This window comes from Geobacillus sp. LYN3, from assembly GCF_003064505.1.
GTDB classification, from domain to species: domain Bacteria; phylum Bacillota; class Bacilli; order Bacillales; family Anoxybacillaceae; genus Parageobacillus_B; species Parageobacillus_B toebii.
The window spans coordinates 1,750,365-1,757,439 of record NZ_QCWL01000001.1 but is presented as its reverse complement, the minus strand read 5'-3'; the positions used below and the strand labels follow the sequence as shown (position 1 = coordinate 1,757,439).

5 protein-coding genes and 2 pseudogenes are annotated in these 7,075 nt (G+C 39.8%); 1 reads left to right on the top strand and 6 read right to left on the bottom strand.

Translation table 11 applies throughout. The features are described 5' to 3' along the window. From DCC82_RS18085 to DCC82_RS09120, 6 genes and pseudogenes are all read right to left on the bottom strand, one after another. Positions 1-600 (bottom strand): annotated as a pseudogene (locus DCC82_RS18085) (IS200/IS605 family accessory protein TnpB-related protein); the annotation flags it as partial. Positions 601-758: 158 nt separating this feature from the next. Then, positions 759-947, bottom strand: a complete 189-nt coding sequence (locus DCC82_RS09140; protein ID WP_286170463.1) for a hypothetical protein — start codon at positions 945-947, stop codon at positions 759-761. A gap of 171 nt (positions 948-1,118) precedes the next feature. Then, positions 1,119-2,267 (bottom strand): mannitol-1-phosphate 5-dehydrogenase, encoded by a 1,149-nt coding sequence (locus DCC82_RS09135; RefSeq protein ID WP_097354439.1) that lies wholly within the window; start codon positions 2,265-2,267, stop codon positions 1,119-1,121. Positions 2,268-2,269: 2 nt separating this feature from the next. Then, the gene (locus DCC82_RS09130) at positions 2,270-2,707 is read right to left on the bottom strand and encodes a PTS mannitol transporter subunit IIA (protein ID WP_097354438.1); all 438 of its coding nucleotides are present in this window, start codon (positions 2,705-2,707) and stop codon (positions 2,270-2,272) included. Positions 2,708-2,727: 20 nt separating this feature from the next. Further along, complete coding sequence (locus DCC82_RS09125) at positions 2,728-4,803, bottom strand: BglG family transcription antiterminator (protein ID WP_097354437.1); 2,076 nt, start codon at positions 4,801-4,803, stop codon at positions 2,728-2,730. A 196-nt stretch (positions 4,804-4,999) separates the two neighbouring features. After that, complete coding sequence (locus DCC82_RS09120) at positions 5,000-6,418, bottom strand: PTS mannitol transporter subunit IIBC (protein WP_081189574.1); 1,419 nt, start codon at positions 6,416-6,418, stop codon at positions 5,000-5,002. A 280-nt stretch (positions 6,419-6,698) separates the two neighbouring features. Here DCC82_RS09120 and DCC82_RS09115 point away from each other — a divergent pair. After that, positions 6,699-6,890 (top strand): annotated as a pseudogene (locus DCC82_RS09115) (amino acid ABC transporter permease); the annotation flags it as partial. Between the last annotated feature and the right edge of the window lie 185 nt (positions 6,891-7,075).

Sequence of the window (7,075 nt, the reverse complement as noted above, 5' to 3'; positions counted from 1 at the left end):
ACATTGGTACGTCTTGTCGTCATAGGTGAGGCGAATATTCAAATTCCCTTTTTTGCTTTTATCGCCTCTGGCATATAACTGATTCGAGCGCAAATCTTTCCATTCCTCGTTCGTGATTTTTCCTTTTAGACGCTTATAAAAGTTCTCTTTTCCGCCAAAAATCACACGTGGAATCGTTCCTTGTTCGAGATGTCGCTGTAGCTCGGCTTCTTTGGATTTGAGTTTTTCTAATCGTCGGTGTAATCCATCTAAGCACGTTGAAAGATCGACTTTTTTCGGTATTTTTCTTCCGTGTTGATACTCATCGATTTTCTTTTCGGTTTTTTCGATTTTCGCCCGCACATTCTCTAGCCTTATTGGAAGCAACTCACGTTGGGAAGAAATCAGCGATTGAACAAGCAGGACCGCGTCTTCGGCAAACCGTTTGTTGAGCTGAAATTGATGTGGAAGGTGCTTGATGATGTCTTTGGCGTTCCTTCCCTCCAGCAAACGGTTGAACGCGTATCGCTTCGCGGAACCAAAGACGCGCATCAACTCATCCAATGAACGAAGTTGTGATGCATCATGAGAAACGATTTTCATCTCCCGAACCGTTTTCATCCCCTTGCCTTCCCCCTTGTTTGGACTTTTCAGAACATATATTCGCTAAATCTTCTTCATTTCCTTTTTACTGAGGAAGGGGAAGATGATTTTTCATCATCAGACAGAAGACGATGGAAAAGATGGAGAATCCAATAACAGGAGATCTTTACATGATTTCATACATTTTTATAGATGTTTAACAAACTGCTTATACCTCCCCCAGCCCCGGAAGGAGCGACAAACGCAATCGGCTTCGTTGGATAGTTCGATGTTTTGCCAGATGGTTTCGTCGTTACATTGCTTCTACAGGCAGCCAGCGCCAACACGATGATCCCCATAATCAGCAAACTCCACCACTTTTTCATTACACCTGTACCCCCTATTTATTTTGATAGCGTTCACATATTTAGAAACAATTATAATAACTATTTTCGGAATAGTAAGTTTTTGAAAATAAAAATAATTTTGTGCATTTTGTTCATAGAAACAAAAACCCCGCTGTTGCCAGAGTCTTTCAGCAACGGCGGGGAAAACGTTTATTTTAAATGCTGCCATTGATCTTTTATTGCTATAACAAGAGGATGATCTTTTTCTAATTGGGAATATTGGAACAAAGCCTCTTCTACGCCTGCTTTTTGAAGAGTTTGCTGTAATGCGACTGCTTCCTCGTCGTTCTCATAATCAAACAATAACAACGCGGCAATTCCTTTGACTAAACCAAGCGGCACTTGTCCGAACAAGTCATAATATTGCACAGCAGGTCCAACGAGGCGATCATTCGCTCCAAGTTTGCGAATTGGGGAACGAGCAACCCGGACTATTTCATCGGAGATGGAAGGATTCATAAAACGTTGAATAATTTTTTGAATATAGGATTGATGTTCGTTTTCATTCCATCCATATTTCTTTACTAACACCGCACCCGATTCATGCAGCGCTTTTTCCACGTCCGAGCGTATCTCTTCATCATTCATTGCTTCTTGTATCGTTTGTAATTTTTTATAGTATCCTAAATAGCTGGCAATCGCATGCCCGGTATTTACGGTAAAAAGCTTGCGCTCAATATAAGGCTTTAAATCATCAACAAAATGAGCCCCTTGAATCGGCGGAATGTCGCCAATAATATTTCGTTTTTCGATCACCCATTCAAAAAACGGCTCGACCATAACGGAGAGAGGATCGTCGTGTTTTTGATTCGGAACGATACGGTCTACCGCGCAATTCAGAAAACCGTAGTATGTTTCGAACAATGGCTTATCTGCTTCAGAAATCTTTGCAAAAACATGGCTCTTTAACACGTCACTTCCGCCAATCATATTTTCACAAGCGATAATATGAAGTGGTGTTTTATTTATCGTGGCTCTTTTTTGCAGCCCCTCAGCAAGAATCGCAGAGATTGCCGGTAAAATATGCGGTCCAACCGCTGTTGTAATGAGATGAGCCTTTGTGATATAATCAATGACCTTTTCACGTTCTGTTTGACTATTGACAGCAGAAACGTTGCGAATCAGCTGTTCTTGTCTATTTTCATCGGCAATGATCACACGATACTCCTGTTTTTCCTTTAATAAACGGACCACTTCATCATTAATATCGACAAACACTACTTCATAACCCGATTGGGAAAGCAAACTCCCGATAAAACCTCTTCCAATATTTCCTGCGCCGAAATGAACTGCCAACATGTTTAATTCACCTCATTTAGAAGGCGAAGAATCTCTTCTTCTGTCGCCGCTTTAATCATCGTTTCTACATTTTCCTCTTCCGAACAAACAATGGCGATTTTTGATAGAATTTCCAAATGTTCATTATTCTTTCCAGCGATTCCAATCAATAGTTTTGCGATATTGCCATCTCCGAAATCAACCCCATCAGGAATTTGTACAATTGAAATACCAGAATGTTTAACAAATTGTTTCGCATCCTCTGTACCATGTGGAATAGCAACAAAATTTCCCATATATGTTGATGTTAACGCTTCCCGCTCAAACATTTTATCAATATAAGAATCGTCTACATAACCGTTATTCACCAAAATTTGTCCTGCTAAACGAATTGCTTCTGTTTTACTTTCTACTTGCGCATTTAATACAATATTTTCTTTCTGCAAAATTGGCATTGACATATCATTCACTCCTTATGTTGTTAAAGATAGTTATGAAAAAACTTCTCTAAATGATGGCTCAAAAACGAATACACCTGTTCGCGATCACCTTTTTCAAATAAAGCTACGCTATCTTCATCTTTAATAACCAACGAGCTAATATGGCTTAATACCGAAAGTGTTTCTTGACTAGGTGACTCGGGCGCCAACAGCAGTAAAACGGTATTCACAGCCATCGGCTGATCGTGCATTCCATGGATTGTTTGGCATTCCGTTAACCTATAAATCGTGAAAGACGGAAAAACCACCGCAGAGCTTCGAGTATGGTACAAAGCGAGCGACGTTTCCGGTATTCCCAATCCTCCTAATGTCTCTCTCCGCAACAATTCTGCAAGAACTTTTTCGGAATCGCGAATGATCCCTTTTTGCCATAGCTGATGACACGCTTCTGCTAATACTTCTTTGATGGAATGGCTATTTACCTGTTGTAACGTAAACCCTTGCAAAATTCGGAGAATGGTTTCACTCATTTTTTGAATGGAATCCATTTTCTTAATCACATCATGAGATGTTCCTATTGAACCGTCTACATCTTCCTTACGGGAAACCGCGTTTCTGTTTTTTAGAAACTGTTTAATCGACAGAATCTCTTCTTCCCTTAGCATTGGACTGACAACCAAATACGGCTTTGCCAAGCCATCAATGGGTACGGTCGAAACGATCAAGTCGTATCGCGTTACATCCGTGTTTCTCAATTCAAAAACAGAAATCTGTTCCATGTGGACAATATCTGGAATTTCTTTTTTCAATCTTGTTGCTAATATTTTTGCCGTCCCTAGTCCGCTCGAACAGATCACTAACGCACGCAATCCTTTCTTTACCCTCAATAACGCCGATGCAAAGTGGAGAACTAAATAACCAATTTCTTCGTTTGGAACAGCAACATCCGGAAATACTTGTTTTACTCCTTTTTCTAACACCGCAAAAAGTTCTGGATAATCTTGAACAATTCTTTCTAAAAGCGGATTGGCAATCCCCATGTTATGCTGGATGCGATAAAGTGCTGGCTTTAAATGAACAACCAAATCTTCGTATAATGTATAATCGTTCGTGATATCTACATGGAGCTCATCGCTGACAAACCGAATTAGCTCCTGTGCTTTGATGCCTATTTCAAAACTTGTATCTTCTAGCATATAACCTTGGCGGTCGCGAAGTTTCGCTCCCATTAAATGCATGGTAATATAACCAATTTCCTCTTTTGGAATCGTGATGCGAAAAGCATGTTCTAACGATCGCGCAATTTTTTCTGCAGTTTCGTATTCTTTTGTGGTCTGAATCGTTTCCAAATATTGCTGATCAAAATTAATCGATTCTCCTTGGCTGATTCGCTCTATTGCTAAGGCAAGATGGACCACTAACGCAATATACGAACTGTCGGCAATAGTAAAAGGAAGCTCTTCCTTGATCCGTTCAATTTGTTGTTCAATGGTGACTAATTTTTTCTTATCGATTAGCCCGAGAAGTTTTTCTGTAACCGTATTCAATTTATCGATGGACTTTTTTTGAATCGACTCTTTCATTAACGAGAGAAACTCATGTTCATCCACATGATGAAATAGTAGTTCACTCATCATTCTCCGCTTTGCGGACTCAGATCCAGCAATTTCCACACCATATCCTCTTTTTCGGATTAGAGATAGCCCGTATTTTTCTATCATTTTATTGATTTTATCTAAATCATGGCTAATGGTTGCAACAGTAACGTTGAGGTCGTTTGCAAGCGATAAAAGCTTGACAGGCTCTGTTGCTTCCAGCAAAGCAATCAGAATGATTATCTGTCGTTCCTCTGGTGTGTATTCCTTATGAGACAAATGAAAGAGATGAAGCGCTAGCTCTTTTTTCTTTTCTTCTTCTCCAATAATCCGAATGCCGACCCCTGCTTTTTTGACAAGCTGCAGGCGGTAATCCTTTAAAATGCGCTCGATCCCTTTTAAATCCCGGTGGATGGTACGGTTGCTGACGTCTAGCTGCCGGGCAAGTTCTCCCGCCGTCATTCCTTCGTCATTGGACAACAAAATATCCAGTATTTTTCGCTCTCGCGCCGATATATACATAGCCCCTTCACCTCCCGTCTTGCGCAACCATTGTTGACATGATTTAAATAATTAATAACTTGTTCAATAAAGATTTTAGATCCTGATACCTTTTATCACAACAAATAGATATTGCTTTTTCGTCCCTTTTATTGTTGCCATCTTTTAATAAAATGCGTTCTTGTGAAAAGAAAAAAGGTAAGCAAACGCCTACCTTTTATTTCTTTAACATTTCGATGAGCTCATCATATTTTGGACTGCTCAAGAAATTTTCCACTGATACATGGAAAGCGTTTGGCAATTTTTCTTTTGCGCGATCTGTCAAATTTTTATGGGTGATGACAATATCCGCATCTGCCGGAAGCTGGTTAATCGCAGTATTCGTTACTTCAATGTCTAACCCTGCTTTTTGCACTTTATTACGCAAAATAGATGCCCCCATCGCACTCGAACCCATTCCTGCATCACAAGCGAATACAATCTTTTTGACTTTGGCCGGAACTGCTTCTTCTTCCTTTTTCAACACAGCAGCAACATCGCTCTTTTTCCCTTTTAATTGTTGCATTTTTTCTGTAGCTCTCGTTAAATCTTCCTCTTCGTTATTTTTCGCAGATTTTAAGAAAATAGATGCAACGAAGAATGACACTGCCGCGGCGACAAATACCCCTGCCAATACTCCAAGATAGTTTCCTTTTGGCGTCATTGCTAAAAGTGCAAAAATACTTCCTGGAGATGGAACCGCCACAAGCCCAGCATCGAAAATGGTAAATGTGAATACTCCACTCACTCCGCCAGCCATTGCAGCTAAAATTAAAATCGGTCTCATTAAAATATAAGGGAAGTAAATTTCGTGAATCCCGCCTAAGAAATGAATGATTACCGCTCCCGGCGCGGATTGCTTTGCCATTCCTTTTCCAAACAACCAATACGCTAACAAGATGCCAAGGCCCGGACCAGGATTTGTTTCAAGCAGAAATAAAATCGATTTTCCTGTTTTTGCTGCTTGTTCAATGCCGAGCGGACTTAAAATTCCATGGTTGATCGCGTTATTGAGGAATAACACTTTTCCTGGTTCAATAAAAATATTCGCCAATGGCAATAAGTGCAAATCAACAATTTTTTCTACACCTGCTGCTAACGTTTTGCTAATTGCCGAAACAACCGGTCCAACCCCTTTGAATGCAGCTAATGTCAACAGCCCGCCGATAATTCCGGCGGAAAAATTATTGACAAGCATTTCAAAGCCCTGTTTCACTTTACCTTGGATCTGCTGATCGAATTTTTTGATTAGGTAACCACCTAGTGGCCCCATTATCATCGCGCCAAGAAACATTGGAATGTCTGAACCGACAATGACTCCCATTGTCGCTGTCGCACCGACAACACCGCCGCGAACATCATAAATCATTTTTCCGCCCGTATAACCAATTAATAATGGCAATAAATACGTAATCATTGGGCCAACAAGCTTTGCAAATGTTTCGTTTGGCAGCCATCCTGTCGGGATAAACAGCGCCGTAATAATTCCCCACGCAATAAATGCCCCAATATTCGGCATAATCATTCCGCTTAAATAACTACCAAAACGCTGAATCTTTACACGAAAGCCAGACTGATTTTCTGTTGTATGAGTCATGTTGCATTTCCCCCTTTTGCTTACTGTACCTTTATCTTAAAGCGCTTACATTATGTATTCAATGAAAAGTAAATATCATTTTGTCCAATGCATTATTGTCATTTTTTAAAAATAAATTGACCCGCAACAATTCATTCGCTAAACACTACTATGCAACAAAAAAACTCAGTCTTTTGATTCAGTCCTTTCCACTTAACTATATTTATTGCTCAATATTTCGCCGTTATCATCTCTTTCCGTGTATAAAATCAATGCCATCGTGGTCATTGCGTGATGGTCTCTATCATTGCTGAAAGATACATCGCTAGCGATCGTGATCTCCCTCCCAGAATTGATGAACCACGCACAAATTATTAACGGAAGAAATGTCAATTATGTGATACCGATTTTTATTCTTGTTGCGCTTATGTATTTTGTTGTCAATTATTCGTTATCTCTTGTTTCTAGAAGGCTCGAATATCGACAACGTTAGACTCATATAATGATTCTTTTCTTGAAAAATATGAAACTACTTCCACCTCATCTGTTATATAATAGAAACTGGGGTGGTGAAAAGGTGTGTGAAAAAAGGAAAAACGATGCGTGAGTAACTATTCAGCCACATGATCAAGTGAGCTGAATATTTTTTGTATTTCCTGTCTATGATGTGAATATTGA

Excerpts from the sequence above, each read along its gene's own strand:
- DCC82_RS09140 (WP_286170463.1), bottom strand. The coding sequence starts at position 947 with ATGAAAAAGTGGTGGAGTTTGCTGATTATGGGGATCATCGTGTTGGCG.
- DCC82_RS09130 (WP_097354438.1), bottom strand. The coding sequence starts at position 2,707 with ATGTCAATGCCAATTTTGCAGAAAGAAAATATTGTATTAAATGCGCAA.
- DCC82_RS09135 (WP_097354439.1), bottom strand. The coding sequence starts at position 2,267 with ATGTTGGCAGTTCATTTCGGCGCAGGAAATATTGGAAGAGGTTTTATC.
- DCC82_RS09120 (WP_081189574.1), bottom strand. The coding sequence starts at position 6,418 with ATGACTCATACAACAGAAAATCAGTCTGGCTTTCGTGTAAAGATTCAG.
- DCC82_RS09125 (WP_097354437.1), bottom strand. The coding sequence starts at position 4,803 with ATGTATATATCGGCGCGAGAGCGAAAAATACTGGATATTTTGTTGTCC.